This window comes from Prauserella endophytica (assembly GCF_005146945.1).
Lineage (GTDB): Bacteria > Actinomycetota > Actinomycetes > Mycobacteriales > Pseudonocardiaceae > Prauserella_A > Prauserella_A endophytica.
On record NZ_SWMS01000009.1, the window covers coordinates 79,297 to 104,839 of the forward strand.

Annotated in this window: 27 protein-coding genes; 19 read left to right on the forward strand and 8 right to left on the reverse strand. The window is 69.8% G+C overall.

Annotated elements, in window-relative coordinates; genetic code table 11:
- The first annotated feature begins 4 nt into the window (after positions 1 to 4).
- Genes FCN18_RS17725 through FCN18_RS17740 form a run of 4 tightly spaced genes read left to right on the forward strand, consistent with a single transcriptional unit; the run spans position 5 to position 4,066 of the window.
- On the forward strand, positions 5 to 1,027 hold the full coding sequence (locus tag FCN18_RS17725; RefSeq protein ID WP_112265053.1) for an ABC transporter permease: 1,023 nt from the start codon (positions 5 to 7) through the stop codon (positions 1,025 to 1,027).
- Between the two features lie 2 nt (positions 1,028 to 1,029).
- Positions 1,030 to 2,010: an ABC transporter permease gene (locus tag FCN18_RS17730; RefSeq protein ID WP_112265050.1), complete on the forward strand. Its 981-nt coding sequence runs from the start codon at positions 1,030 to 1,032 to the stop codon at positions 2,008 to 2,010.
- 5 nt (positions 2,011 to 2,015) lie between these two features.
- Complete coding sequence (locus FCN18_RS17735; protein ID WP_112265048.1) at positions 2,016 to 3,011, forward strand: ABC transporter ATP-binding protein; 996 nt, start codon at positions 2,016 to 2,018, stop codon at positions 3,009 to 3,011.
- Positions 3,008 to 4,066: an ABC transporter ATP-binding protein gene (locus FCN18_RS17740; protein ID WP_137095648.1), complete on the forward strand. Its 1,059-nt coding sequence runs from the start codon at positions 3,008 to 3,010 to the stop codon at positions 4,064 to 4,066. The genes FCN18_RS17735 and FCN18_RS17740 overlap by 4 nt, the downstream gene beginning before the upstream one ends.
- On the opposite strand, the gene FCN18_RS17745 is transcribed toward FCN18_RS17740, so the two are convergent.
- Positions 3,982 to 4,923 (reverse strand): EamA family transporter, encoded by a 942-nt coding sequence (locus FCN18_RS17745; protein WP_137095649.1) that lies wholly within the window; start codon positions 4,921 to 4,923, stop codon positions 3,982 to 3,984. The genes FCN18_RS17740 and FCN18_RS17745 overlap by 85 nt on opposite strands.
- A gap of 80 nt (positions 4,924 to 5,003) precedes the next feature.
- Between FCN18_RS17745 and FCN18_RS17750 the strand changes: the two genes are divergently transcribed.
- Complete coding sequence (locus FCN18_RS17750; protein ID WP_137095650.1) at positions 5,004 to 5,909, forward strand: LysR family transcriptional regulator; 906 nt, start codon at positions 5,004 to 5,006, stop codon at positions 5,907 to 5,909.
- A 288-nt stretch (positions 5,910 to 6,197) separates the two neighbouring features.
- A complete protein-coding gene (locus FCN18_RS17760; protein ID WP_113641279.1) occupies positions 6,198 to 7,115 on the forward strand; it encodes an SDR family oxidoreductase in 918 nt (305 codons plus the stop codon).
- Here the strand turns inward: FCN18_RS17760 and FCN18_RS17765 are convergent.
- The 3 genes from FCN18_RS17765 to leuA form a co-directional block, all read right to left on the reverse strand.
- Positions 7,106 to 8,071: a helix-turn-helix transcriptional regulator gene (locus tag FCN18_RS17765; protein ID WP_113641278.1), complete on the reverse strand. Its 966-nt coding sequence runs from the start codon at positions 8,069 to 8,071 to the stop codon at positions 7,106 to 7,108. The two genes, FCN18_RS17760 and FCN18_RS17765, sit on opposite strands and share 10 nt — an antisense overlap.
- Positions 8,019 to 8,627 (reverse strand): DedA family protein, encoded by a 609-nt coding sequence (locus tag FCN18_RS17770; RefSeq protein WP_137095651.1) that lies wholly within the window; start codon positions 8,625 to 8,627, stop codon positions 8,019 to 8,021. Before FCN18_RS17770 ends, FCN18_RS17765 begins: the two co-directional genes overlap by 53 nt.
- A gap of 126 nt (positions 8,628 to 8,753) precedes the next feature.
- Positions 8,754 to 10,538 (reverse strand): 2-isopropylmalate synthase, encoded by a 1,785-nt coding sequence (gene leuA, locus FCN18_RS17775; RefSeq protein ID WP_112265035.1) that lies wholly within the window; start codon positions 10,536 to 10,538, stop codon positions 8,754 to 8,756.
- 251 nt (positions 10,539 to 10,789) lie between these two features.
- Between leuA and FCN18_RS17780 the strand changes: the two genes are divergently transcribed.
- The 5 genes from FCN18_RS17780 (at position 10,790) to FCN18_RS17800 (ending at position 14,013) form a co-directional block, all read left to right on the forward strand.
- Entirely contained in the window at positions 10,790 to 11,239 is a 450-nt protein-coding gene (locus FCN18_RS17780; RefSeq protein ID WP_228714023.1) for a hypothetical protein, read from the forward strand.
- A gap of 92 nt (positions 11,240 to 11,331) precedes the next feature.
- On the forward strand, positions 11,332 to 11,817 hold the full coding sequence (locus FCN18_RS17785; RefSeq protein WP_137095652.1) for a YbaB/EbfC family nucleoid-associated protein: 486 nt from the start codon (positions 11,332 to 11,334) through the stop codon (positions 11,815 to 11,817).
- Between the two features lie 23 nt (positions 11,818 to 11,840).
- Positions 11,841 to 12,179, forward strand: a complete 339-nt coding sequence (locus tag FCN18_RS17790; protein ID WP_113641276.1) for a hypothetical protein — start codon at positions 11,841 to 11,843, stop codon at positions 12,177 to 12,179.
- Complete coding sequence (locus tag FCN18_RS17795) at positions 12,176 to 13,312, forward strand: hypothetical protein (RefSeq protein WP_112265030.1); 1,137 nt, start codon at positions 12,176 to 12,178, stop codon at positions 13,310 to 13,312. The genes FCN18_RS17790 and FCN18_RS17795 overlap by 4 nt, the downstream gene beginning before the upstream one ends.
- A complete protein-coding gene (locus FCN18_RS17800) occupies positions 13,243 to 14,013 on the forward strand; it encodes a hypothetical protein (RefSeq protein ID WP_323808362.1) in 771 nt (256 codons plus the stop codon). Before FCN18_RS17795 ends, FCN18_RS17800 begins: the two co-directional genes overlap by 70 nt.
- On the opposite strand, the gene FCN18_RS17805 is transcribed toward FCN18_RS17800, so the two are convergent.
- Positions 14,010 to 14,603 (reverse strand): nitroreductase family protein, encoded by a 594-nt coding sequence (locus FCN18_RS17805; RefSeq protein ID WP_112265028.1) that lies wholly within the window; start codon positions 14,601 to 14,603, stop codon positions 14,010 to 14,012. The genes FCN18_RS17800 and FCN18_RS17805 overlap by 4 nt on opposite strands.
- A 170-nt stretch (positions 14,604 to 14,773) precedes the next feature.
- On the opposite strand from FCN18_RS17805, the gene FCN18_RS17810 reads away from it, so the two are divergent.
- Both FCN18_RS17810 and FCN18_RS17815 read left to right on the forward strand, forming a co-directional pair.
- Complete coding sequence (locus FCN18_RS17810) at positions 14,774 to 16,036, forward strand: aspartate kinase (protein WP_112265027.1); 1,263 nt, start codon at positions 14,774 to 14,776, stop codon at positions 16,034 to 16,036.
- A complete protein-coding gene (locus FCN18_RS17815) occupies positions 16,037 to 17,113 on the forward strand; it encodes an aspartate-semialdehyde dehydrogenase (protein WP_113641273.1) in 1,077 nt (358 codons plus the stop codon).
- A gap of 92 nt (positions 17,114 to 17,205) precedes the next feature.
- On the opposite strand, the gene FCN18_RS17820 is transcribed toward FCN18_RS17815, so the two are convergent.
- Positions 17,206 to 18,351: a DUF418 domain-containing protein gene (locus FCN18_RS17820; RefSeq protein WP_137095653.1), complete on the reverse strand. Its 1,146-nt coding sequence runs from the start codon at positions 18,349 to 18,351 to the stop codon at positions 17,206 to 17,208.
- A gap of 103 nt (positions 18,352 to 18,454) precedes the next feature.
- On the opposite strand from FCN18_RS17820, the gene FCN18_RS17825 reads away from it, so the two are divergent.
- Positions 18,455 to 18,826, forward strand: a complete 372-nt coding sequence (locus tag FCN18_RS17825; protein ID WP_112265023.1) for a hypothetical protein — start codon at positions 18,455 to 18,457, stop codon at positions 18,824 to 18,826.
- Here FCN18_RS17825 and FCN18_RS17830 read toward each other — a convergent pair.
- Positions 18,765 to 20,000 carry an MFS transporter gene (locus tag FCN18_RS17830; protein WP_137095654.1) on the reverse strand — a complete coding sequence of 412 codons (1,236 nt, stop codon included), beginning with the start codon at positions 19,998 to 20,000 and terminating at the stop codon, positions 18,765 to 18,767. The genes FCN18_RS17825 and FCN18_RS17830 overlap by 62 nt on opposite strands.
- A 110-nt stretch (positions 20,001 to 20,110) precedes the next feature.
- Here FCN18_RS17830 and FCN18_RS17835 point away from each other — a divergent pair, with 110 nt between their 5' ends.
- From FCN18_RS17835 to FCN18_RS17845, 3 genes are all read left to right on the forward strand, one after another.
- Positions 20,111 to 21,628, forward strand: coding sequence for a DHA2 family efflux MFS transporter permease subunit (locus FCN18_RS17835; protein WP_137095655.1), 1,518 nt, complete (start codon positions 20,111 to 20,113; stop codon positions 21,626 to 21,628).
- Positions 21,609 to 22,208, forward strand: a complete 600-nt coding sequence (locus tag FCN18_RS17840) for an acyl-CoA-like ligand-binding transcription factor (RefSeq protein ID WP_112265018.1) — start codon at positions 21,609 to 21,611, stop codon at positions 22,206 to 22,208. Before FCN18_RS17835 ends, FCN18_RS17840 begins: the two co-directional genes overlap by 20 nt.
- 335 nt (positions 22,209 to 22,543) lie before the next feature.
- The gene (locus FCN18_RS17845) at positions 22,544 to 23,074 is read left to right on the forward strand and encodes a hypothetical protein (protein WP_112265016.1); all 531 of its coding nucleotides are present in this window, start codon (positions 22,544 to 22,546) and stop codon (positions 23,072 to 23,074) included.
- Positions 23,075 to 23,153: 79 nt separating this feature from the next.
- Here the strand turns inward: FCN18_RS17845 and FCN18_RS17850 are convergent, their stop codons facing one another.
- A complete protein-coding gene (locus FCN18_RS17850) occupies positions 23,154 to 24,212 on the reverse strand; it encodes an alpha/beta hydrolase (RefSeq protein ID WP_112265014.1) in 1,059 nt (352 codons plus the stop codon).
- 125 nt (positions 24,213 to 24,337) lie between these two features.
- On the opposite strand from FCN18_RS17850, the gene FCN18_RS17855 reads away from it, so the two are divergent.
- Together FCN18_RS17855 and FCN18_RS17860 are read left to right on the forward strand one after the other, a co-directional pair.
- Entirely contained in the window at positions 24,338 to 24,916 is a 579-nt protein-coding gene (locus tag FCN18_RS17855) for an NADPH-dependent FMN reductase (RefSeq protein ID WP_112265012.1), read from the forward strand.
- A gap of 92 nt (positions 24,917 to 25,008) precedes the next feature.
- Entirely contained in the window at positions 25,009 to 25,488 is a 480-nt protein-coding gene (locus FCN18_RS17860; protein WP_112265010.1) for a Dps family protein, read from the forward strand.
- The last annotated feature ends 55 nt before the right edge of the window (positions 25,489 to 25,543 follow it).

Below are 25,543 nucleotides of genomic sequence, written 5' to 3' on the forward strand. Positions count from 1 at the left end.
AACGGTGCTCCGATACACGATTCGGCGCGTGCTGCAACTCGCACTCGTCGTGGTAGTGCTCTCGGTGCTGATCTTCGGCTGGCTGCGGTTACTCCCGGGAGGGCCGGTCTCGGCCCTCCTGGGGGACCGCGGCACAGCCGAGAGCCGCGCCGAACTGACCGACGCCCTCGGGCTGAACGACCCGATCTTCGTCCAGTACTTCGCGTTCCTCGGCCGGGCGATCACCGGTGACTTCGGCACCTCCACCGGGGTCTCGCCGGGCAAGCCGGCGATGGAGCTGTTCCTGGAGCGGTTCCCCGCGACCATCGAGCTCAGCATCGCGGCGATCCTCATCGCCCTGATCGGTGCGATCCCGCTCGGTTACCTCGCGGCCCGCCGCCGGGGCGGCTGGCTGGACAACGCCGGTGTGGTCGGCTCGATGATCGGCATCTCGATCCCGATCTTCTTCCTCGCGTTCCTGCTCAAGTACATCCTGTCGATCAAACTCGGCTGGCTGCCGACCGGCGGCAGGCAGAGCGCGGACATCGAGGCCACGCGCGTCACCGGCTTCTTCGTGCTCGACGGCCTGCTGACGCGCGAGTGGGACGCGGCGTGGGACGCGCTGGAGCACCTGCTGCTTCCTGCGCTGGCGCTGGCGTCGATCCCATTCGCGGTGATCTTCCGCATCACCAGGGCGTCCGTGCTGGACGTCATGGACGAGGACTATGTGCGCACGGCCCGGTCGAAGGGGCTGACCCGGCGGATCATCCGGGACCGGCACATCCTCCGCAACGCGATGCTCCCGGTGGTGACGACGGTCGGCCTGCAGACCGGCGCGCTGCTGTCGGGCGCCGTGCTCACCGAGACGGTGTTCTCGTGGCAGGGGGTCGGGCAGGCGCTGGCGATCGGGTTCGAGCGCAAGGACTACCCCGTGCTGCAGGTGGTGATCATCGCGGCCGCGATGGCCTACGTACTGGTCAACCTCCTGGTCGACCTGTCGTACGCGGTGATCGACCCGCGCATCCGCACGGCGCAGAAAGTGAGCTAGCTATGACGTCGTCTCGTGCGACGAAAATCGACCGGCTCGCCAGTGTGGCCGCGCGGGGTCCGGAGTTCGAGGTCGGTCCCGACGGACAGGGCTCGCCGAACGGTCACGACGCCGGCGTCAGCCTCGCCGTGTCCGCGTGGCGGCGGCTGCGGCGCAACCCGGTGTTCATCGTCGGCGCCGTGATGATCGGCCTGTTCGTGCTACTGGCCGTGCTGGCACCGTTCATCGCGCCACACGATCCCGCGCTGCGGCTGCTGGAGGACCAGGTCTCCCGCGCCAACAACGAGATCCCGCCGCCGCAGGACGGCTACCCGCTCGGCGGCGACCAGTACGGTCGCGACCTCTTCTCCCGGATGCTGCTCGGCTCGCAGCAGACGCTGCTCGTGGCCGCGCTCGCCACGGTGATCGGGCTCGGCGGCGGGCTGGTGCTCGGCACGCTGGCCGGCGCGTTCGGCGGCTGGGTCGACTCGGTCGTCATGCGGATCGTGGACGTGCTGCTCTCGATCCCCTCGCTGCTGCTGGCGGTGTCGATCGGCGCGCTGTTCGCGGAACAGTCGCAGTTCACGGTGATCCTCGCGGTCGCGATCGTGCAGATCCCGATCTTCGCGCGGCTGCTGCGCGGAACGATGCTGAGCGTGCGCGAGAGCGACCACGTGCTCGCCGCGAAGGCGCTCGGCGTGAAGAGAAGGGCCATCGTGTTCCGGCACATCCTGCCGAACTCGCTCGGCCCGGTGATCGTGCAGTCGACGCTCGTGCTCGCCATCGCGGTGCTCGACGCGGCCGCACTGTCGTTCCTCGGCCTCGGCGCCGCGGACGACTCGACTCCGGAATGGGGCCAGATGCTCGGCAACGCACAGGACTTCTTCGACAGCCAGCCGCACCTCGCGTTCTGGCCCGCCGGGTGCATCATCGTGGTGGCACTGGGCTTCACGCTCGTCGGCGAGTCGATGCGCGAGGCACTCGACCCACGGCAGCGGCGGTGATGGGGATGGCTCTGCTGGAAGTTCGCGACCTCTCGGTGGTGTTCCGCCGCAGGGGCGAGGAGCCGACCATCGCGGTCGACAACATCAGCTTCGACGTCGAACCGGGCCAGACGGTGGGTCTCGTCGGCGAGTCGGGCTGCGGCAAGTCGGTGACCTCGCTGGCGATCATGGGCCTGCTGCCGTCGCGGGGCGCCGAGGTGTCGGGATCGGTGACGTTCGAGGGCGAACAGCTGCTCGGCCTCTCCCAGCGGCAGCTCGACGAGCGGCGAGGACGGGACCTCGGCATGGTCTTCCAGGACCCGCTGTCCTCGCTCAACCCGGTGGTGCCCATCGGCCTGCAGATCACGGAAGTGCTGGAGCGGCACCGGAGAATGTCGCGCAAAGAGGCCAAAGTGGAGGGCGAGCACCTGCTCAACCGGGTGGGCATCCCCGACCCGAACCGGCGGCTCGACGAGTACCCGCACCAGCTCTCCGGAGGAATGCGCCAGCGCGCGCTGATCGCCATCGCGCTGGCGTGCAGGCCGAGGCTGCTCATCGCCGACGAACCGACCACCGCGCTCGACGTGACCATCCAGGCCCAGATCCTGAGCCTGCTCTCGGAGCTCGTGTCCGGCACCGACACGGCGCTCATCATGATCACGCACGACCTCGGCGTGGTCGCCGGACTCTGCGACGAGGTGAACGTGATGTACGGCGGCCGGATCGTGGAGCGCGCGCAGCGGCACGCGCTGTTCGCCGAGCCGAGGCACCCGTACACGCACGGCCTGCTGGCCTCCATCCCCCGTCTCGACGCGCCGCGCGGCGAGAAGCTCGTGCCGATCCGGGGGTCCGTTGTGGACAACATCGCGTGGTCGCGCGGGTGCGCGTTCGCGCCGAGGTGCCCCAACCAGCTGGAACAGTGCTGGAGCGATCCGCCGGAGCTGGTCGAGGATCGCGGCGGGATGCTGCGTTGCCACAATCCGGTGGAGGTCGCACCACTGGCGGCGGAGGGAACACGATGAGCGACGACCCACTGGTCACGATCGATGACCTCAAGGTGCATTTCCCGATCAAACGGGGCATCGTGCTCGACCGCACGATCGGCTACGTCTACGCCGTCGACGGCGTTGACCTGCGGATCGAACGCGGCGAGACCTACGGTCTCGTCGGCGAGTCGGGGTGCGGCAAGACCACGCTCGGTCGAGGGCTGCTGCGGCTCGTGGAGCCGACGGGCGGGCGTGTGGTGTTCGACGGCACCGACCTCCGCAGCCTCAAGGGCGAGCAACTGCGCACCATGCGACGCCGCATGCAGATGGTGTTCCAGGACCCGCTGTCCAGTTTGGACCCGCGGCAGTCGGTGGAGTCACTGCTCGTGGAGGGCATGCGCGCGCACGGGCTCGACAAGGGCAAGCAACAGACGCACCAGCGGCTCAAGGAGCTGCTCGCCGCGGTCGGTTTGCCCGAGAACGCGCTGCGCAAGTACCCGCACGAGTTCTCAGGAGGGCAGCGCCAGCGCATCGGCATCGCGAGAGCGCTCGCGGTGGAGCCGGACCTGATCGTGGCCGACGAGCCGGTGTCGGCGCTGGACGTCTCGGTGCAGGCGCAGGTGCTCAACCTCCTGGAGGAACTGCAGGACGAGTTCGGCCTCACCTACCTCGTCATCGCCCACGACCTCGCGGTGGTGCGGCACATCTCCGACCGGATCGGCGTGATGTACCTCGGCTCGCTGGTCGAGGAGGCGAGCTCCGACGAGCTGTACCAGGACCCGCTGCACCCGTACACGAAGGCGTTGCTCTCGGCGATCCCGGTGCCGGACCCGGTGGTGGAGGACAGCCGGGAGCAGATTCTGCTCGCCGGAGACCTGCCCTCACCCGCCGCGCCGCCGAGCGGGTGCCGGTTCCACACGCGTTGCCCGTGGCGGCAGGAGACGCTGTGCGACACCGACCGGCCCGCGCTGCGGGAGATCGGTGAGGGCCACCGCGTGGCCTGCCACTACGCGGAGGACATCCGCGCCGGGCGGATCTCTCCGCACGAGGTGGAGGTGGAGCTGGTGCAGCCCGACGCCGTGGTGTCCTGACGCCCGCGGCGGCGCACCGAGCCGAGCAGCACGCCGCCGACCACGACGGCGCTCGCGACGATCTCGACCACGGTCGGGCGCTCGTCAAGCAGCACGAACGCCAGCGTCAGGCCGACGACTGGCACCAGCATGGAGAACGGCGCCACCGTGCTGGCCGGGTTGCGGCGCATGAGCGCGCTCCAGATGCCGGAGCCGACCACGGTGCCGAGCACGGCGGTGTATGCCATTCCGGCCAGGGCGGGCAGGTGGAACGTGCTCAGGCTCTCCCACTGCGCGGCGGTTCCCTCGAAGACCAGCGAGAGCCCCCACATGGGCAGCGGTGGCACCACCGACATCCAGAGCGTGAAGCGCAGCGGGTGCTCCGGTTCGGCCTTGCGGAGGCAGAGGTTGCCGCACGCCCAGCTCAGCGCGCCGAGCAGCGTCAGCAGCAGCGGAAGGAGCGCGGCGTACTCGGCGCGCTGCCAGCCGATGGCGCTCATCCCCGCGACCGCGAGCAGGATGCCCGCGACCTGCCACGCCGTGAGGCGCTCGCGCAGGAAGACGGCACTGAGCACAACCGTGAAGGGTGCCGACGCCTGGAGTACGAGCGAGGCGAGACCGGTCGGCATGCCGGCCTTCATGCCGACGAAGAGGAAGGCGAACTGGAGCGTGCCGAAGCCGATGCCGTAGCCGATCAGCCAGCGCAGCTTCACCTTCGGCCACGGCACGAGCAGCATCGTCGGGATCGCGATCACCACGAACCGCAGCGCGCCGGCGAACAGCGGCGGGAAGTGCGTGAGGGTGGCGTGGATCGCGAGGAAGTTGCAGCCCCAGAGCAGGGCGGTGAACGCGGCGAGAAAGCGGTCACGTCCAGGCACACTCCAAGCTTGCGCCCGCTAACAATGAAGGACCAGCGAGTTTAATTTCAATGACCTTGTAGCTGTGCTTCACTGTGCTGGTGGACCTGGACAGACTGCGGACGCTGCGAGAGTTCGCCGATCGGGGCAGTGTGACCGCGGCCGCACGGGCACTGCACTGCACGCCGTCGGCGGTGTCGCAGCAGCTGCGGGCCCTGCAGGCCGAGGTCGGGCTCGCGCTGACCGAACCGGCGGGGCGGGGGCTGCGGCTCACCGACGCGGGCAGGGCGCTCGTGGCCAGGGCCGACGAGGTGCTCTCCGCGCTCGACCGGGCCGAGGCCGAGCTGGACACCTACCGTCGCTCGCCGCGTGGCCGTGTGCGGTTGGCGATCTTCCCGTCGGCGGGGCTGCTGTTGCTGCCCGGCCTGCTGCCGCGGTTCGCCGCGAGGGACGGGCTCGACGTGGACGTCCGCGACGTCGACATGACCCCGCCCGAGGTGCCGGGGCTGCTCGCCGACCACGACGTGGTGGTGACCCACCGCGACGAGCACGCGCCGCCGTTCGCCGGTGAGCGCATCGACGTGGTGCCCCTGCTGAGGGAGCCGCTCGACGTGGCACTGCCGCCGGGGCACCCGCTCGGCGACCGGGCCCACGTCGAGCTGACCGATCTGGCGACGGAGCAGTGGATCAGCGTCGACGTGGGGTTCCCCGTCGACGACGTCCTGCTCTCGCTGGCGACGCGAACGGGCGTGCGACCGCGTGTGGCGTACCGCTTCAACGACTTCCGGATCACCGAGGCCCTGGTCGCCTCCGGACACGGCATCGCATTGCTGCCCAGGTACACGATGGACACCCGCCGGGTGCTGCGCAGGCCCTTGGCGGGGATCCGGGCGGCGCGGGTCGTGGAGGCGGTGTTGCGAGCGGGCACCCGGCGTCCCGCCGTGACGGCGGTCCTCGACGCCCTGCGCACCGAAGCCGCCGAGGTGGGCGCCGACCCACCCGCCTGACGCCCCGTCCGCGAGTCCCCCGTTCCGGCCCGCGAGTCCCCCGTTCCTGCCCGCGAGTTCTGCGTTCCCGTTCGCGAGTCGTGCGTTCCCGACGCCGAGTTGTGCGTTCGGAACAGGGAAGGCCCCGACCTGAGTGGGCAACTCGGCGGCCTGAGCGGGCAACTCGGCAGCCCGAGCGGGGGACTCGCGAACCGGAGCGGGGGACTCGCGAGCCGGAGTGGGGACTCGCGCGACAACCGGTTCCAACCATGACGGGAACTGACAGGGTTCGGCGGCATCGTCGGGTGCATGGGTAACGAACTGGCAGGGAAGGTGGCCGTCGTCGCGGGAGGAACCCGCGGGGCGAGCAGGGGGATCGCGATCGAGCTGGGCAGGCGCGGTGCGTTCGTCTACGTCACGGGAAGGACGTCGGGACAAGAGCGGTCTGAAGTGGACCGGCCGGAGACGATCGAGGGCACCGTCGAGAAGATCGCCGAGGCGGGCGGCGAGGGAGTCGCCGTGCGGGTGGACCACCTCGATTCCGCGCAGGTCGCCGCACTCGCCGAACGTATCGACCGTGAGCACGGCCGGATCGACGTCCTCGTCGACGGCATCTGGGGCGGTGACGAGTACATCGGCTGGGGCAAGCCGGTGTGGGAGATGCCGCTCCACGACACACTGCGCATGATCCGCCTCGGCATCGACGCGCACGTGATCACCAGCCACCACCTCCTCCCGCTGGTGATCCGGCAGCAGGGCGGCCTGGTGGTGGAGATGACCGACGGAACGGCCGAGTACAACGCCAAGTTCCGGGTGGGCACGTCGCTCGGGTTCTACGTCGCGAAGGCCGCCTCGCACAACGTCGCGCGAGCCGAGGCGCACGAGCTGCGCGAGTACGGCTGCACCGCGGTCGCCATGACCCCCGGCTGGCTGCGCTCCGAGGCCATGCTCGAGCACTACGGCGTCACCGAGCAGAACTGGCGCGACGCGCTGGTGAGGGAACCGCATTTCTGCATCTCGGAGTCGCCCGTCTTCGTCGGCCGCGCCGTCGCCGAGCTCGCCGCCGACCCGGACCGGCACCGCTTCACCGGGCAGACCCTCAACAGCGGGCAGCTCGCGAGGATCTACGACTTCGACGACGTCGACGGCAGCAGGCCCGACGCCTGGCGTTACGTCGACGAGGTGCAGGACCCCGGCAAGCCCGCGGACGCCACCGGCTACCGGTGACGGTCGGCCATCCGCTGTGCGGCGTCGGCGAACGCCGCCCGCACGGCGGGTGGTGCCAGCACCTCCACCCCGGTGCCGAGGCCGAGCAGCTGGCCGGCCGCGATGTCCCCTTCCTCCAGCGGCAGCTCCACCTCGGTCCAGCCGTCGGCGTCGGGAGGACCCGCGGCCTCCAGCGCGGCGAGCGCGACATCGGGCTCGATGTACCTCGGCAGCGCGCGCCGACCGCCCCTGCTCAGCCGCACCCGCACGCGTTGCCGTCGCAGGGAGCGCTCGAACTCCGCCGACGACCGGTGCCACCAGCCGGCCAGGTCGAAATCGGCAGGCCGCTCGAACGTCTCGTCCAGCGGTTCCGACTCGGCGATCCGGCTGACGCGGTAGGTGCGAACGGCGTCGCCGACCCGCGCGACGAGGTACCAGACGCCGGCCTTGAGCACGAGGCCGAGCGGGTCCAGCAACCGGTCGATCACGTCGTCGCCGCGCCGGTAGCTGACCCTGGTCCGGCGCTGCTCCCACACGGCCTGCGCGATCGTCGCGAGGTGCTCGGTGTCGTCCTCCTCGCGGAACCAGCCCGGCGCGTCGAGGTGGAACCGCTGGGCGAGATGCTGGGCCTGTTCGCGCAGCGGGGCGGGCAGGGTAGCCGACACCTTCGCGTGCGCCGCCGAGACGGCGGTGCCAAGGCCCAGCTCGGCGAGCGCGCGCGGCACGCCCATCGCGAAGATCGCCACCGCCTCGCGGGAGGTGAGGCCGTCGAGCCTGGTCCGCCAGCCCTCGACGAGGCGAACCCCGCCGTAGCGGCCGGGTTCGGTCCACAGCGGAACCCCCGACGCCTGCAGCGTGGCGATGTCGCGGTGCATGGTCCGCTCGGAGACGCCGAGCGCCTCGGCCAGTTCGGGGACCGTGGCGCTACGCCTGCTCTGCAGGGTGAACAGCAGTGCCACCAGACGTTCCGCGCGCATAGTCCAGATGATGCCCGGTCCGGCGCCGCCACACCGCGGCGACCAGTGCTGTGAGCACGGCGGCGACAGCGAGCGACAGCAGCAGGCTCATGAGTGACTCGTCGACCATTGAGCCGCCGAGGTAGCCGAGCAGGACGGCGTAGGTCGACCAGAGGATCACCCCGATGACGGACGCGGTGAGGAACGCCGCGCGTGGCCAGCGCAGCGATCCGGCGAGCAGCGAGCCCGCCGTGCCGCCCGCGGGCAGCCAGCGCGCGATCACGAGGACCGCGACGGGCCGCCGTTCCAGCCGGGCGGTGAGCCAGCGGATGGTCGTGTCGGCGCTGCGCCGCCTTCGCACGCGCGCCAGCGCGCGCGAACCGCCTCGCCTGCCCGTGACGTAGAGCAGGTAGTCGCAGAGCAGGCAGCCCGCGGAGGCCACGAGGATGGTCGGCGCGATCGGCCCGTCCTTGGCCGCGGCGACGACGCCCATGCCGATCAGCGTCACCTCGGTCGGGGCCAGCGGCACCGCCGCGATGACGAACAGCGCCAGCAGCGAGAGCGTCGAGACGTCCACGTACCGCTCAACGCAGCCACCACTGAGAACCCCTCAGGGTTGCTCCCTGCCGCCGGACGCACCGAAGGCCACCTTTGTTGCGTTGAGCGCAGCAAAGGTGGCCTTGGGGGCCGACGGCCGGAAGGGTCAGCGGTGCGCGCGGTTCACGGCGGAGACGACGGCGCGCAGGGAGGCGGTGACGATCGACGGGTCGATGCCGACTCCCCAGTACACCTTGTCGTCGATGGCGCACTCGATGTACGAGGCGGCCTTCGCGTCGTCGCCCGGGGTCAGCGTGTGCTCGCTGTAGTCCATCAGCCGCAGGTCGTAGCCGACCGTGCTCAGCGCGTCGAAGAACGCGGCGATCGGGCCGTTGCCGCGTCCGGTGATCTCCTGCTCCTCGCCGTCGACGCGAACCGTGGCGGTGAGGTCGTACTCACCGTTCGCGGTCACGTGCTGGCGGACCAGCTCCAGCGGCGTGCGTGGCTCGAGGTACTCGGCCGAGAAGGCGCTCCACATCGTCTCCGGGTCCACCTCGCCGCCCTCGGAGTCGGTGTGCCGCTGGACGGTCTGCGAGAACTCGATCTGCAGTCTGCGCGGCAGGTCCAGCTGGTGCTCGGTCTTCATGATGTAGGCGATGCCGCCCTTGCCCGACTGCGAGTTCACGCGGATCACGGCCTCGTAAGTGCGGCCGATGTCCTTCGGGTCGATCGGCAGGTACGGGACCTCCCACGGGAACTCCTCCACTGGCACGCCCGCCTTCTCGGCCGCGGCGTTCAGCGCGTCGAAGCCCTTGTTGATCGCGTCCTGGTGGGAGCCGGAGAACGCGGTGAACACCAGGTCGCCCGCCCACGGGCTGCGCTCGTGCACCGGCAGCTGGTTGCAGTACTCGACGGTCCGCTTGATCTCGTCCATGTCGGAGAAGTCGATCTGCGGGTCGATGCCCTGGCTGAACAGGTTCATACCCAGCGCCACCAGGTCGACGTTGCCGGTGCGCTCACCGTTTCCGAACAGGCAGCCTTCGATGCGGTCGGCGCCGGCCTGGTAGCCCAGCTCGGCGGCGGCGACGCCGGTGCCCCGGTCGTTGTGCGGGTGCAGGGAGAGGATCACGCCGTCGCGGCGGTCCAGGTTGCGGTTCATCCACTCGATCGAGTCGGCGTAGACGTTGGGGGTCGCCATCTCCACGGTCGCTGGCAGGTTCATGATCACCGGCCGCTCCGGCGTCGGCTGCCAGATGTCGGAGACGGCGTTGCACACCTCGGCGGCGTAGGACAGCTCCGTGCCGGTGTACGACTCGGGCGAGTACTGGAACCGGAAGTCGGTGTCGGAGTACTTCGAGGCGTACTCCACCACCAGGTCGGCGGCCTGCAGCGCGATCTTCTTGATGCCCTCGCGCTCCTCGCGGAACACCACCCGCCGCTGCAGGATCGACGTCGAGTTGTAGATGTGCACGATCGCCCTCGGGGCGCCCTCCAGCGAGGCGAAGGTGCGCTCGATCAGCTCGGGGCGGCACTGCGTCAGCACCTGGATGCGGACATCGTCCGGGATCGCGCCGTCCTCGATGATCTCGCGGACGAAGTCGAAGTCGGTCTGACTCGCGGCCGGGAAGCCGACCTCGATCTCCTTGAAACCCATGCGCACCAGCAGGTCGAAGAACTTGCGCTTGCGGGCGGGCGACATCGGGTCGATCAGGGCCTGGTTGCCGTCGCGCAGGTCGACCGCGCACCACAGCGGGGCGCGGTCGATGCGCTTGTCCGGCCACGTCCGGTCGGGCAGCTGGATGTCCTCGACCAGGCGGTACCACGGCTGGTAGCGGTGGACCGGCATCGACGAGCCGCGCTGGGTGTTCCACACCGGCTGGCCGTCAGGCGCGGGCCGGGACGGCGTGCGGATACGGCTGGCGGGCGATACCGAAGGTTCGGGGGTGCTCATGTCTGGAAATGCTCCTGCTCGGTTGTGGGCTCGGTTACGACCGGCGGCACCACAAAGCCCCGCGACGGGGAGCCGGTCTGATCAGGCCCCGTCGCGGCAGCGAAGCAGGAGAGCACGTGCCACGTCGGCCAGCTTAACCACGGCGTGATCGCGTTGAAAAGCCGGGGCGAGGCCGAACCGTTATCGCCCGGTCGTTCCGTCGAGTTACTGGCGCGTAGCTTTTCGCCGGGAGCCGTGGGAAACTGCGGGGCATGGCTGAGCACGCCGAGAAAAAAGCGCAGGGCAGTGACGCCAGCGACGCCGAGGCCACGCAGGCGCTCCCGCCCAGCCCTTCCGTGTCGACCTTCCGCAACTCCCCCGAGGAGCAGGAGCCGGCGCCGAAGCGCAAGACGGACTGGAAGGCTGTCCGCGACCAGGTCGTCGGCCTGCTGGCCGGCGTGGCCCGCTGGGTCGGCCTGCTGTTCGCGCTGGTGCTGGTCCTGCACGTGATCTTCGTGATCGGCGAGGCCAACCCCGACAACGGCATCGTGTCGTGGGTCGCCGACTGGTCCGAGGGCCTCTCGCTGGGCTTCAAGGACCTCTTCACACCCGACGACCCGAAGCTCTCGGTGCTGGTGAACTACGGCATCGCCGCGATCTTCTGGCTCGTGGTGTCCTCGATCGTGGCCCGCATCATCCGCAGGGTGGGCGGCGCCTCCTGAGCGGAAAACCGGTCCGTGCTCGCGCGGCCTTGTCATAATCGGGCGGCGCATTCGCCCGAATGACGCCCAGCCGCGCACCGCATGGGGTACCGATGTCCGCCCACATGGATCAGCTGATCGCCCAGTTCGAGAACTTCCGGAGCAAGATCCGTCAGGCCGAGGCCAGCTTCGCCGGCGTAGGAGAGATGCAGGCGCGGATCGCCGAGATCGAGAGCACCGCGACCTCGCCGGACGGCAGTGTCACGGTGGTCGCGGGCGCCGGAGGCGCCGTCACCGACCTGCGGCTGACCCCCGGCGCGCTGCGTCAGGACCCGGGCCAGCTCTCCGCCACGATCATGAGCACCATGCGGCAGGCGGTCGCGGGTGCGGTCCAGCGGCAGGCCGGGATCGTGGACGACGCGTTCGGTGACACGTTCGGTGTCAACACCTCGGAGCAGGTTCGCCAGGCTCAGGCAGAGGCGTTCGGAACCGCCGAGGAGGAACCTGCGTCGCAGCAAACGCCGCCGCCGACCCGGAGGTCCCGCCCTTCGGACGACGACAACGACGACTACTTCGACCAAGGTTCGATCCTGCGCTGACCGATCCCGACCGAGGGGGCCCGATGCCCGACGGCATACAGACCAACATCGAGGCGATCTCCGCTTACGCCAGGCAACTCCCGCACTACGAGGGGGAGGCCGACAAGTTCGGCAACCTCATCGACGCCGCCGACGTGACAAACGAGGCCTGGGGCGTCATCGGGATCTTCGCCAAGCAGGGTTACACCGATCGCCTCGCGGAGCTGCGGTCCCTGCTGAACGACATGAAGGACGGCGTCGACGGGTTCATCACCAAGCTGAACAGGGCCGCCGAGATGTACCAGGAGGCCGAGGACGCGGGGACGATCACCTTCGGGCGGCACCAGGGGCAGATCGACGCGGCGGGAGGGCACGGCTCATGACCGAGCGGGAGAGCATCGCCGACACGCTCGACGTCCAGGCGTACGACGAGAGCACGGGCGCCAACATCGACCGCGCGATGGGCCACGTGCCGGTGGTCGGCACGGCCTACGACTCCGGCAAGTCGATCGCCGCGCACGCCCAGCAGGCGGCGCAGGCGGACAATCTGCAGGAGCTGGCCTCCGCGGGCGCCGCGCTGGTCGGTGACGGCGCGGCGTTCGTCGGCGCCGCGGCCGGGGACATCGTCACCTTCGCCATGGACCCCATCGGCTGGCTGGTCAGCCACGGGCTCAACATGCTGCTGGAGCTGGTTCAGCCGCTGCAGGACGCACTGCACCAGGTCACCGGCGACGGCCCCGCCATCGGGCACGCCTCCGACAACTTCGTCACCATCGCGCAGGGCTTCGTCGCGCTCGCCGACGACTTCGAGCAGGCGGGCGACACCGCGCTGGCCGAATGGGTCGACGAGGCGGGCAACGCGGCGAAGGAGGCGCTCGGCGACTTCTCCTCCGGCATCCGCGGCATCGGCTCGGCGGCCGGTTCGGTGGCCGAGGTGCTGCAGATGTGGTCGATGGTCATGCAGGTCATCGAAGAGGTGATCAAGGCGATCATCACCGAGCTGGTGTCGTGGCTGATCACCATCTGGCTGCCCGCCCTGGCCGCGTCGGTCATCAGCTTCGGCAGCTCGGTCGCCGCCGCGATGACCGCCTCGATCGCCAAGGCCGCCAGCGTGCTCAAGAAGGTCACCGGCTACCTCGGCAGGTTCGGCAAGCTGCTCGACACCTTCATCGACTTCCTGGCGAAGTACTCGACGAAGGTCATGGAGATGACCAGGAAGTTCCGCCTCGGGACCTACGCCGGTGAGTCGAAGTTCTCGCTCGAGGTTCTCGAGCACACCGCCGGGGTGCCGTTCAACCCGAGCAACCGGGCGCTCACCACGATGTTCCAGACCTCGGCCGGTGTTCAGCCGTTGGTCGCCGGTGCCGGAGCCAAGGCCGGTGTAGCGGCGGGGCGGACCGCCTACAGCGAGGGCACGGAAGACGTCAGCGTCGGAGGGGACGAGCCGTGGTTCGACAAGAGCGAGATCGGCGGGGACCAGAGCGCGGAGGAGACCCGAGGGAACCTCGACATCTAGCCGGCACGCCGGAGGAGCTGATCGCCCAGGCGCCCACCGAGGCCAGGCGGCGGGCGGCGGAGAAGATCTTCGCTCACGAGGAGCGGCTCGACGCGAAGCGCGACAAGACGCTGGTCCGCCCCGGTTTCCGGGAACGGGTCGAGGAGCTGCTTCGCGGTCAGTGGCGCGAGCCGGTGATCGTGCTGCGCCTGAGCGACGACGGACTCGGGTTCGAGGTGCCCGGCAGGCGCATGGACGGCACGGTCAAGGGCAAGAAGCTGATCCGTCGCTTCTGCTGGAACATCGTGCGCGGCATCGGCGTCTCGGTGCTCTCCGTCTTCGCCTTCGTCAACGGCGCGGGCAGCGGCGGAGGCAAGTGGGGGAACCCGTTCAAACGGCAGATCCGCGTGAAGGGCCCCGAGAACGCGATGGTGCTCGACCTGGTGGACCGGCTCCGCGGGGCGAAGGGACCGTGGCTGGCCTGCTCGCCGTCGTGGCTGGCGATCGTTGACACCGGATCGACCTTCACCGACCCGGCCGACGCGCCCCCGCCGCGGATCCTCTGGCAGGCGCGGCGGCCGCAGGCGCCGGAGGTCGACCTCCGCGGGCGGACCATCACCTGGCCGGACGGGTCGACGTTCGAGTTCCCCCTGCACGGCCGCGCCGAGGACCGGCACCTCCGGACGTTCCTCGGCCCGGGGGGCGCGATCAACTGGCCTTAGAACGCGGGGGTGCCCCAGCTGCCCGTGAAAGCGAAGTCCTCCAGCGGCACGCGTTTGCGCGGTGCGCTTTCCCTCGCGATGTCGCGCTCCTCGCCGAGCACCTCCGGCTCGGCGAGGCCGCCGACGGCGATCGCGACGAGTGGCCGGACCTCGTCGGGCAGGCCGAACTCGCGGCTCACGGCCTCGTGGTCGAAGCCGGCCATCTGGTGCGCGACGAGCCCCTCGGCCACGGCCTGCAGCACGAGGTTCTCCGCCGCGAGCCCGGCGCCGTACTCGGCGTAGGGGATCGCACCCTTCTCGTTGTGTGTGAGCGCGAGCACCACGAGCAGCGCCCCCGCGCGGTGAGCCCAGGACTGGTTGCGGCGCGTGAGCGTGCCGAGGATGCGGTCGTAGGTGTCCGCGCCCCTCCTGCCGACCAGGAAGCGGGCGGGCTGGGTGTTGCCGAACGACGGCGCCCACCGCGCGGCCTCCAGCAGCGCGCGGAGCTGGTCGGCTGTGACATCGGCCATGTCGTCGAGGGCCCTCGGGCTCCATCGCCGCGCGATCAGCTCGTGCACCGGGGCGCTCGTCTCGGCTTCCTTGTCACTCATGGGCTCACTGTAGGTCAGCGGTGTGGTACGCGTGGCGCTCGGCGAGTGGCCGGGGCCACAAAGCGAGATGTCCTCGGTGCACACCCCCGGTACTCTGTCCCGAAGGTATGGAGCGGGCCCTTCGCAACAGAACCGTGAGGTGTGCTCGCTCCGGCGAGGAGGTTCGGCAAGTGGCGCTCGTGGTCCAGAAGTACGGCGGTTCGTCGTTGGAGAGCGCAGACCGGATCAAGCGCGTTGCCGAGCGGATCGTTGCCACCAAGAAGGCGGGCAACGAGGTCGTGGTGGTGTGCTCGGCGATGGGTGACACCACCGACGAACTGCTCGATCTCGCGGAACAGGTGAACCCGGTTCCCCCGGAACGCGAGATGGACATGCTGCTGACGGCAGGAGAGCGGATCTCCAACGCGCTTGTCGCGATGGCGATCTCGGCGCAGGGTGCCGAGGCGTGGTCGTTCACCGGTTCGCAGGCGGGGGTCGTCACCACGTCGGTGCACGGCAACGCGCGCATCATCGATGTCACGCCCAGTCGCGTGACCGACGCGCTGGAGCAGGGCTACATCGCACTGGTGGCCGGGTTCCAGGGCGTCGCGCAGGACACCAAGGACATCACCACGCTCGGCCGGGGTGGCTCCGACACCACCGCGGTGGCGCTCGCCGCCGCGCTCAACGCCGATGTGTGCGAGATCTACTCCGATGTGGACGGTGTGTACACCGCCGACCCGCGGATCGTGCCGAACGCGCGCAAGCTCGACACGGTGCCCTATGAGGAGATGCTCGAACTCGCCGCCAGCGGCTCGAAGATCCTGCACCTGCGCTCGGTGGAGTACGCCCGCCGCTACGGCGTGCCGATCCGGGTTCGTTCTTCCTACAGTGACAAGCCGGGCACGACCGTGGCCGGTTCGATTGAGGAGCTCCCCGTGGAACAAGCGTTGATCACCGGTGTGGCCCACGACCGCTCGGAGGCCAAGATCACGGTCACCGGGGTCCCGGACCACGCGGGCGCGGCAGCGAGGATCTTCCGCACCGTCGCGGACGCGGAGATCGACATCGACATGGTGCTGCAGAACATCTCCAACACCACCGGCCGCACTGACATCACCTTCACGCTGTCGAAGGCGAACGGCCCCAAGGCCGTGAGCGAGCTCGAGAAGATCAAGGCGGAGCTGGACTTCTCGGCCGTGCTCTACGACGACCACGTCGGCAAGGTCTCGCTCGTCGGCGCGGGCATGCGCTCGCACCCCGGTGTCACGGCGTCCTTCTGCGAGGCGCTCGCGAAGTCGGGTGTGAACATCGAGATCATCAACACCTCGGAGATCCGGATCTCGGTGTTGATCAGGGACGCGCAGCTCGACGACGCGGTGCGCGCGATTCACGAGGCATTCGAGCTCGGCGGCGACGAAGAGGCCGTCGTTTACGCAGGGAGTGGACGCTAGATGACTGCACAGGGCCCCACGCTGGCTCTGGTCGGCGCGACCGGAGCGGTCGGCACCGTCATGATCGACATCATCAACGGGCGCGAGAGCGTGCCGTGGGGTGAGATCCGGCTGATCGCCTCCGCGCGGTCGGCGGGCAAGAAGATCGTGGTGCGCGGTGAGGAGCTGACGGTCGTCGAGCTGAAGCCCGAGGCGTTCGACGGCGTCGACGTCGCGATGTTCGACGTGCCCGACGAGGTCTCCGCCGAATGGGCTCCGGTCGCCGCCGCGCGCGGCGCCGTGGCCGTCGACAACTCCGGCGCGTTCCGCATGGACGACGAGGTGCCGCTCGTGGTGCCCGAGGTCAACGCGGACAAGGTCGCGCAGCGACCCAAGGGCATCATCGCCAACCCCAACTGCACCACGCTGTCGATGATGGCCGCGCTCGGCGCGCTGCACCGCGAGTTCGGGCTCACCGAGCTGGTGGTGGCGTCCTACCAGGCCGCTTCCGGTGCCGGGCAGGGCGGCATCGACCGGCTGTACGCCGAGCTGGAGGCCGTGGCGGGCAAGGGACTCGGCTCGAAGGCCGGCGACGTCCGCGCCGCCCTCGAGTCGGCCGGACTGTCCATGGCGGACACTCCGTTCGCCGGAACTCCGTTGGCACTCAACGTGATCCCGTCTGCTGGCTCCTACAAGGGCGACGGCTGGTTCTCCGAGGAGCTGAAGGTGCGCAACGAGTCACGCAAGATCCTCGGCATCCCGGACCTGAAGGTGTCGGCCACCTGCGTGCGCGTACCCGTGGTCACCACGCACTCGCTCGCGGTTCACGCCACGTTCTCCCGTGAGGTGACCGTCGAGGCCGCGCACAAGGTGTTCGAGCAGCAGCCTTCGATCGTGCTCGTCGACGACCCGGAGAAGGGCGAGTTCCCGTCGCCCGCCGACGTGGTGGGTGGCGACCCGACCTACGTCGGCCGGGTCCGCCAGGCGCTGGACTTCCCGAACACGCTCGACTTCTTCGTGTGCGGCGACAACCTCCGCAAGGGTGCCGCCCTGAACACGTACGAGATCGCCGAGGAGCTCGCGCAGACCCTCGCCTGAGTCACCTACTGCAGTGAAGGCCACCTTGCCTGCGTTCAACGCAGGCAAGGTGGCCTTCACTGCAGCTGGGCACGGCTGACCTCGCCGTGCGGTCAGTGCGCCGTTGCGTCCACGCGCTCGCGGGATCGTTGCGGCGCCTGGTAAGCCCAGTGCCACACCTGCTCCAGCGGGCCGCGCGAGAACCGGGACAGCCACCACGACGCCAGCAGCATCAGCAGCGCGCACACGCTGACGAAGAGCGCGGCGACCCACCACGGGCGGGCGTCGGCGAACATGGCCGCGAGGCCGAACCCCCAGCCGTAGCACAGGATCGAGCACACGACGTTCTGCCCGACGTAGCACGACAGCGCCGAGCGCCCCACGGCCGTCAGGCCACGCCGCAGCGGTCCGGCCTCGTCGCGCATCCGGTGCAGCAGCCACGGCACCAGGCCGAGCAGGCCGAACGCCACGAGCGGAGCGGCGAGGTATCGGTCGGCCAGGAACCACTCCGTCCCGGCGAACGACGTGAGCAGGTTCAGCGGGACGCCGACGCCGAGCCCGATCCGCATCAGCCGCACCTGGACAGCACGCCCTGACGACGTCAGCGCCCCCGCCCGCCACAGCCGCACCCCGGCCAGGAACAGCACCGTGCTGAGCGGGATCGCGAACAGCGCCTCGGCGCGGTACGTGGCGAAGTCGGAAAGCCGCGTGCTCACCTGCTCGGGCCAGCTGTCGGTGCTCGTGGCGGCGCCGCCGGAGACCGTCGCGTCGGAGAGCGCGAGAGCAGCCGTGAGCAGGCCGATGACCGTGACGTGCAGCGCGGCCACGCCGATGAGCCAGCCGCGCTGCACCCGGGCACTCCGGCCGACGAGGAACGCCACGAGCACCGATACCACGGCGTAGTACATGAGGACGTCGAACTCGAAGATCAGGACGTAGTGCAGAAGGCCCTCGACCAGCAGCAGTGCCGAACGCCACAGATACCAGCCGGGCCAGCGCCTACCGCGCCGCATCGCCGCGCGGTACTGCAGTTCGAGCCCGATCCCGAACAGCAGCGACAGCAGTGCCAGGAACTTGCCGTTGGTGAGGAAGCGCAGCACCGTCTCGGTGAACCCGGCGACCGAGTCCGGTGCGGGACCGGTGAGGAATCCCGCTGCCCCCAGCGGGTCGGTGAAGATCCAGATGTTGGTGCCCAGCGTGCCGAGGATCGCGATGCCCCGGATCACGTCCAGGGCGGTGACGCGCCCACTACCTGCCATGATTCCCTCCCGCGACGAAACTAGGGCCGCGGGGCGCCGAGGGCGTCGTCCTGAAGTCGGAGGCCGGGTGGGCAAAAGGGAGGAACCCGGTAGGTTCTGCGGCATGCTGAAAAGGTGCGCGCCGGTCGCGCTGGGACTGTTGCTGCTCACGGGCTGCTCCGAGGTGAACGAGGCCGTCGACCAGGTGAACTCGGCGACGAGCAAGGCGAGCGTGTGCAGCCAGGCTCTGGGCATCGTCGACCTGAACCCGAACGTGGACCCGCAGGAGGTGCAGGCGCGCGCCGAGGAGAAGGCGAACCAGCTGCAGGACCTGGCCAACCAGGTCGCCGAACAGGACGTCAAGCAGACGCTCGGCGCGATGGCCGACGGCTACCTCGAGCTCGAACAGCAGAAGCTGGACAACATGAACGCGTTCAACCAGTGGTTGCAACGGAATCTGAACAACCTGGAGCAGTTGCGCCAGGCCTGCCTGTAACCGACGGCCGCCCTGGGCGGCGCTGCAGCAGCCAGCCTGCGAGGGCGAACAGCAGCCCGCCCAGCCCCGCGGCCACGAACCCCCAGCCTGGCTGGGAGTGATCGATCACGAAGCCCACCACCGGCGCGCCGATCGCCATCCCGATCCGGGTCGCCGAGTCCTGCAGGCCCATCGCCTCGCCGCGTACGGACACCGGTGCGAGCCTGCTCACCGACTCCGTCGTCGCGGCCAGCGTCGGCGCGCACGCCAGGTTCGTCGGCACGAGTGCGAGCGCCAGCAGCCACCACGGATCGGTCACCAGCGCGACCGGAATCACCAGCACGGCGAGCAGAACCATCAGCGGTAGCTGGGAGAGCGACCTCGGCACCGCGCCGTGGATGAGCCCGCCCGTCAGCGACGCGACGCACATCACGGCGATCACGACACCGGTCCAGCCGACCTCGCCGGACTCGCGAAGGGCCGCGAGTGCCGCGAGCTCCGTGCCCATGAGCACGAACAGGGCGCCCATGGCGACCAGCAGCGTGCCGATCAGCGGCGCGCCGAGCCACGCGCGGATCCTCGGCCGCGTGCCCGGTGTCGCGCCGCGCTCCTCCTCGGTGCGGATGGGTGGATCCACCAGGTACAGCGCCGCAGCGCACGCCCCGAACACGATGCCGATGCCCGTGAGCGCCACGGTGGACGAGAGCTGCGTGCTCGCCGCGATGCCGAGCGCGGGGCCGATCATGAAGGTGGTCTCGAGCGAGATGGTGTCGAGCGAGTAGGCCGCGCGCCGCCGGGGCTCGGGCACGAGTGCGGTGATCACCTGGCGGGCGATCGAACCGGCCGGCAGCACGAGCGCCCCGGCGGGCAGGGCCACGACGAGCAGCGCCTGGTACGGCAGGTACGGCACGCTCACCCAGAACGCCGTCGACGCGAGCCCGCACACCGCGACCACGGGGCGCAGGCCGTGCCGGTCGATCAGCCTGCCGATCAGCGGCGCCGCGAGTGCCGTGCCGGCCGTGGTGGCCGTGCCGACGAGCCCGGCCGCGCCGTAGCCGTGCCCAAGCTCGCTGACGATGTGCAGCGTCAGCGTGATGCTTGTCGCCGTCATCGGCAGCCGGGCCAGTGTCATCAGCAGGAAGGACGTTTTCGTCCCTGGCAGGCGGAGGACGTCGAGGTAGGGCTGCAGCGGCACAACGTCCAGACAAGCGCAACCTGGTACGCCCGTGCAACTTCTTTTCGGTGGCGCCGGACGAAAAATGGTAGCTACTATCAAAAGGTAGTTACTGTCGAAAGGTGGTCGCCATGGCTGCTCCCGATCCACGCCGCTGGTGGGCCCTCGGTGCGCTGGTGTTCGCGGTACTCGCGTTCGGCCTGGACGTCACGGTGCTCAATGTCGCGCTGCCGACGCTGGCCGTGGACCTGCAGGCCTCGACGAGCGAGCTGCAGTGGTTCGCGAACTCGTACACGCTCGTGCTCGCCGCAGGGCTCCTTCCCGCCGGCCTGCTCGGCGACCGGTTCGGACCCAAACGGCTGCTCGTCGTGGCACTCGTGGTCTTCGGTGTGGCGTCGGTGGCGTGCGCCTACGCGGGCACGCCCGAGCTGCTGATCGCCGCCCGCGCGCTGCTCGGCGTCGGTGGCGCGCTGCTGGTCCCGCTGTCGATGTCGGTGCTGACCGTGCTGTTCCCCGGTGAGGAGCGGGCGCGTGCGATCGGCGTGTGGTCGGCGGCGATCGCACTCGGCATCCCGCTCGGTCCGGTGGTCGGTGGCTGGCTGCTCGACAACTTCTGGTGGGGCTCCGTCTTCCTGATCAACGTGCCGTTCGTCGTGGTCGGGGTCGTCGCGGTCGCGTTCCTCGTGCCGCGCCTGCCCGGGAGGCCGGACCAGGGCATCGATGGTGTCGGCATCGCGCTCTCCAGCGCAGGCCTCGTGTCGCTCACCTACGGGCTGACCGAGGCGGGCGAGCGCGGCTGGAGCTCCGCCGTCGCGCTCGTCCCGCTGGTCGCCGGCGTGGTGCTGCTCGTGGGGTTCGTGCTGTGGCTGCGGCGAGCGACGCACCCGCTCGTGGACCGGGCACTGTTCCGTTCGGCGGGGTTCACGTGGGGTGCGGTGCTGGCGACACTCGCGTCGTTCGCCCTCATGGGCGCGATGTTCGTGCTGCCCCAGCTCTTCCAGGCCGTGAACGGCGCCGACGCGCTCGGCACCGGGCTGCGGCTGCTGCCCATTGTCGGCGGCCTGCTGGTCGGCGTGCAGGTGGCGGAGCGGCTGCGCGAACGGCTCGGCGCGAAGGTCGTGGTCGCCGCGGGATTCGCGATCATGGCGGTGGGCGGGGTGCTCGGCACCGCGACCGACGCCGCCGACGGCTACGGCTTCATCGCGACGTGGATCACCGTGCTCGGGCTTGGCCTCGGGTTCGCCCTGCCGCCAGCCATGGACATCGCGATGGGCTCGCTGGACACCGAGCGCAGCGGGGTCGGCTCGGGCCTGCTCCAGGCGATGCGGCAGGTCGGGGGCACGCTCGGGGTCGCGATCCTCGGGACCGTGCTGAACGCGGGCTACACCTCCGCCGTCGACGTCACCGGGCTGCCGCCCACCGCGGCCGACGCCGTGCGCGACAGCGCCGCCGCTGGGGTGCAGGTCGCCAGGGAGGCGCCGGGTCTGCTGGGCTCCGTGCGCGACGCGTTCGTCAGTGGCATGACCGCGACCCTGTGGGTGAGCGCGGCGTTCGCGGTGGCCGGCGTGGTGCTCACGTTGAGGTTCCTGCCGAGGCGGCCAGAGGATGTCGTGCGGGCAGAATCAGGGCATGACTACGTCGCCAGCTGACAAGCCGGTCGGGCTCCGGGAACGCAAGAAGGCCAGGACGCGCGCGGCGATCCAGGACCACGCGCTCCGGCTGTTCACCGAGCAGGGCTATGCGGCGACGACCGTCGAGCAGATCGCCGAGGCCGCCGAGGTCTCGCAGAGCACCTTCTTCCGGTACTTCCCGACCAAGGAGGACACGGTCCTCTACGACCGGCTCGACCCGGTGCTGATCGAGCATTTCGTGAACCAGCCCGCCGACGTCGGGCCGATCGCGGCGATCAAGGCGGCGGTGCACGCCGTCTTCCGCGGCCTCTCTGCGGAGGAGGCCGAGCTGGAGGCCGTGCGGCAGCGGCTCGTCATCTCGGTGCCCGACCTGCGGGCCAAGCTCTTCGAGCAGTTCACCGAGGGCATGCGGATGCTGCACGACGCGATCCTGCGGCGGCTCGGGCGCGAACGTGACGACTTCGCGGTCCGGATGTGGACGGGTGCGCTCACTGGCGTGATCCTGGCTGCCTATGTCACGTCGATCGAGGAGGGCGGGGACTTCCTCGAGTACATCGACCGGGGCCTGACCCAGTTCGAGCGGGGCCTGCCGCTGTGAGGTGAGGGCCGTTCGTGTGTGTCCGTTAGGCCCTCCGTGGTCCACGCGACACGCGCGCACCACGGGGTGATGGGTGAGTGGGGCACCCGAATGCGCCCGCACGGATGACCTGCCCGTACCACCGGGTGATGCGACTGCGGAGCGTGGTTTTCATGCTGATCTTCCGGATGAAGCGCAACAGTTCAAGGTTCATCAATTGCGGGCGACTATCGCTCGGCGAATTCGGCACGTGAGGGTTGGAAACTGTCGTGTCCTCGGATCGGCTGGTGGATCACTGACCCGGTTGGTATCCATGGTCCCGTCGGGCTTTCAGGAGGGCCGGGAGGTTTTACGAAATGAAAAGCAAATTCGCTCGCGTGGTGGCCGCCGTCGCGACAGGTGCGATGCTCGCGCTGACCACGGCAGGGGTGGCCGCGGCGAGCAATTCAGGCGGGGGTAAGGGCTCCACGTCGACCGAGGCGGCCGGGGCGCAGGTCCTCGAACTACGGGACCAGCTCGCCAAGGTGGCCTACTCCGGGGACGTGCGGGGGACGCAGGACACGCTCGCGGACCTCGATCCGCTGCTCGCCGACCTGGCGGCAGGCCAGATCTACACGATCCAGGCCGACGCGCAGAACCAGGCCGGCACCGCGAAGTCGCAGAACAGCGAGGTCAGCGAGGTGCTGGCCGACCCGGCCGCCGAGCCGAGGGCCTACACCCAGCAGGTGCCGGGGCTGCCGCCGCTGCCCGACCCGCTGAGCATGGTCAACGGCTTGCTGCAGGGTCTGCTGGAGAGCCTGCAGGCGCTGCTGAACTCGCTGCTCGGCTCCGTTCCGCCGCTGCCGGCGGTTCCCGAGGTCCCCGGGGTGCCCGTGCCGGTGCCATGATCCTCACCAAATGAGGGGGACCGGAATCCGGCGTGGAATTGCTTCCACGCCGGATTCCGCTATTTCGGGGAAAGAAGCCTCACGGCTTGAGGCTGAGGCCCATTCTCAGTGCGCCCGCCGCTTCCGCCGTCGCCTCGCGGAATCGCTTGCCGACGCCGAGGAAATTGACGTAACCGTGGATGAGATCGGCCTGCCTGCTGAGCGCGACGGGCACGCCGGCGGCGGACAGCTTGGCGGCGTAGGCCTCGCCCTCGTCCCGCAGCGGGTCGAACCCGGCGGTCGCGATGTAGGCGGGTGGCAGCCCGGAGAGGTCCTCGGTGAGCAGCGGCGAGAGCTTCCGGTCGGTGCGGTCGACGCCCTCGGGCGCGTAGTGGTCGAGGAACCACGTCATGTGCTCGTCGGTGAGGAAGAAGCCGTTGCCGAACAACTCGCGCGAGCGGCGGCGCACGCTCGCGTCGACACCTGGATAGAGCAGTAGCTGGAACGCGGGCGCCGGGCCGCCGCGCTGCGTGGCGACCTGTGCCGTCACGGCCGAGAGGTTGCCGCCCGCGCTGTCGCCGCCCACCGCGATGCGGTCGGGGTCGGCGTCTAGATCGGCGGCCTTGGCGTGGGCGAAGTCGAACGCCGTGAGCGCGTCTTGCTGGGCGGCGGGGAACGGGTGCTCGGGCGCGAGCCGGTACTCCACCGACAGCACGCGCACACCCGCGTGCTTGGCGAAGAAGCGCGCGGTGTTGTCGTGGCTCGCTCGGGTGCCGATCACCCAGCCGCCGCCGTGATAGAAGACCAGCAGCCCGGAGCCGGGGGCGAGGCCCTCCGGGGTGTAGAGGGTCGCGGGGATCTCGCCGTGCTCGGCCGGGATCGAGACGTCGCGCGTGGTGACGGGTTGGATGGGCTTGCCGCTGACGAGGTGCCGCGAGACGTCCAGCGCCGCCCTCGACTGCTCCACGGTGGCGTCCCTGCTGACCAGTGCCGCGCCGGAGAGCTGCTGCATGCGGAGCAGGAGCTGGGCGTCGAGCGCGAGCTCCTGGCCGTCGAGCCGGATCGGTCTGCCCGCGACGGCCCGGCGCAGCGGGCGGGGAAGCGCGTAGAGCAGCTGTGCGGCCGCGGCCTGCACCCGGATCTGGAGCGGAATCGCCATTCTTCCTCCCGTCAGCGATGACGGGACCGAGGCTACTGATCGGTAGCTTCGGGCGCCAGATGTGACCGATGTCCCGGCCGTTCGGGCTGGCCCTCGACCTAAGTCGAAGGTCTAGCCTCGGAGGCGTGACTTCCACGCGTGCGATCAAGGTGCTCGGAATCGGCGGCTCTCTTCGGGACGGCTCCCAGTCCGAACGCGCCTTACGCATCGCACTGGCCGGGGCGGAGGAGGTGGGCGCCGAGGTCTCGGCCATCACCGGCAGTGCCCTGATGCTGCCGTTCTACGACGCCGGCATCGACGAGCGCACGCCCGAGGCACTCGAGCTGGTCGAGGAGGTCCGCGCCGCCGACGGCATCGTGGTCGTGTCGCCCGGCTACCACGGCGCGCTGTCCGGCCTGGTGAAGAACGCGCTCGACTACGTGGAGGACCTGCGCTCCGACACCCGCCCCTACCTCGACGGCCGTGGCGTCGGTCTCATCGCGGTCGCGTACGGCTGGCAGGCGGCCGTGACCACACTCAACCAGCTCCGCACGATCGCGCACGCGCTGCGTGGCTGGCCGACCCCGCTCGGCGGTGCGGTGAACACGGCGGAGGTCAAGTTCGACGAGGCCGGCGGGGCGTCCGAAGAGAAGGTGGTGGCCAACCTCCGCCTGATCGGGCGGCAAGTTGCCGAGTTCGGCCTTGCCCGGCGCACACTGGGGTAGGGGTTTCGCCCTGACCTGGAACGGGTAGCCGTCGGCCGGACGCCGTGCGCCACGTCGACGCTCCCACCACAGTGCGAAGAGAGGACATGAAGATGGCCAACTCGCCGGTCACGAGCCCGCTCAAAGAGAGCGACAAGGAGCATACGGCGAACGCTCTGCAATCCACCCTCGTTGACCTCGTCGACCTTTCGCTGATCGCCAAGCAGGCGCACTGGAACGTCGTCGGTCAGCACTTCCGCAGCGTGCACCTCCAGCTCGACGAGCTGGTTGACGCCGCGCGTGGATTCACCGACGACGTCGCCGAGCGTGCCAACGCGATCGGGGTCTCGCCCAACGGCAAGGCCAAGACCGTGGTCGAGAGTTCCGGGCTGCCCGAGTACCCGGACAACTGGCAGACCACGGAGGCCACGGTCAACGCGATCGTGGAGATCCTCGGCAAGATCATCGAGCGGCTGCGAGCGCGCATCGACGAGACCGACAAGAGCGACCTGGTGACCCAGGACCTGCTGATCGAGATCGCCGCCGAGCTGGAGAAGCAGCACTGGATGTGGCAGGCCCAGCAGGCGTCCTGACCCACTGAGCCCCAAACTGGGAGCAAGGGAGCTTTACTACCGAAAAACGGTAGTA